Annotated in this window: 1 protein-coding gene; it reads right to left on the reverse strand. The window is 28.7% G+C overall.

All coding sequences use genetic code 11. The features are described from left to right. Positions 1-158 precede the first annotated feature (158 nt). Positions 159-1,022: a hypothetical protein gene (locus IM744_RS20555; protein WP_194510038.1), complete on the reverse strand. Its 864-nt coding sequence runs from the start codon at positions 1,020-1,022 to the stop codon at positions 159-161. Positions 1,023-1,154: the final 132 nt, after the last annotated feature.

Raw genomic sequence — 1,154 nt, forward strand, 5'->3', positions numbered from 1 at the left:
TAAATCTAAATGGAATGAGCCCGATTGAATATCGAGCTAATTATTGTCAAAATTAATTATAAATTTGTCTAAGCTTTTGGGTGCAGTCTAAAATCCGCGAGGATTTTCGTAAGTAGGCTAGTACTAGCAATGGATTATATACGTTGTTGGCAAATCGTTTATTTTAATTCACTCGACAATTTATTTATTGATTCAATTATTTTTTTCAGTTTCAAAGGTGCTTTAGAGTAAGAATAATTTTTTAATTCATATTGTTCAACCATATTCTTGATAACCAAAGATGTAATTCTTGAGCATAATAATGACACAGTCGAAAATGAACTTTCGTATTGAGAATTATCATTTACCGCAGATTTTAATTGACGAACGCTTATATATTCCGAGTGAATATGATTTGAATACAAAGAATGAGTTCTTGATATATTACCAATTTTTATTAATGGATATATTTCGTCCAATTTAATTAATCTTGCATATGATGGATTTATAAATCTTTTTCTTTTAGTAAAAGGTACTCTTTTGAATTCATCCAACTTCCGGATTTTCCTTAATTCTTCAGCGAGTTCATTCCTCATTTTTTTAATCGGTTCAAAATCCTTTGGATGCTTTTTAGTCAGCTCAATTTGTTTCCTCAATCCTTGTATTTTGTATACATATGCTCTTATTTCTTTAGAATATTCAGAGTCGACAAAAAATATGTAGGATAAATTAATGAATGTTTCAATTTGAAGTCTTGCAATAGAGTAAACAGCTGTTAGGTCATTAATTTTTATTTGCTTATCCCGAATTTCAATTAATTTCCCACTTGTAAGGGTTAAAAGTGTTTCATTATGAAATATTATTTGAAACAGCAATTTTTCAAAGAGTCCTGCATCCTCAAATTTTATTCCATTATCATATAAATCTTGAGTACATTCTATAAGAAGGGAATTTAATTCAGTAAGAATTGCTTTTTGATTAGACAAAGACAAGTCATTAACTAATATTAAAGCTTCTATGCTTGTTCTTTGTTGTTCGTTCATAAAATGTTTGCCAATGGTTAGTGGTATGAATAGTGGCCTTCTCCATAAACTTGCTTTTTAGGCCATTATTTATACCACGTGTTGTCTGCCGTATATTTTTTAGTTTAAATTTCCTGAAATTAAAAAATATAG

This window comes from Psychroserpens luteus, assembly GCF_015319355.1.
Taxonomy (GTDB): domain Bacteria; phylum Bacteroidota; class Bacteroidia; order Flavobacteriales; family Flavobacteriaceae; genus Psychroserpens; species Psychroserpens luteus.

Excerpts from the sequence above, each read along its gene's own strand:
- IM744_RS20555 (WP_194510038.1), bottom strand. The coding sequence starts at position 1,022 with ATGAACGAACAACAAAGAACAAGCATAGAAGCTTTAATATTAGTTAAT.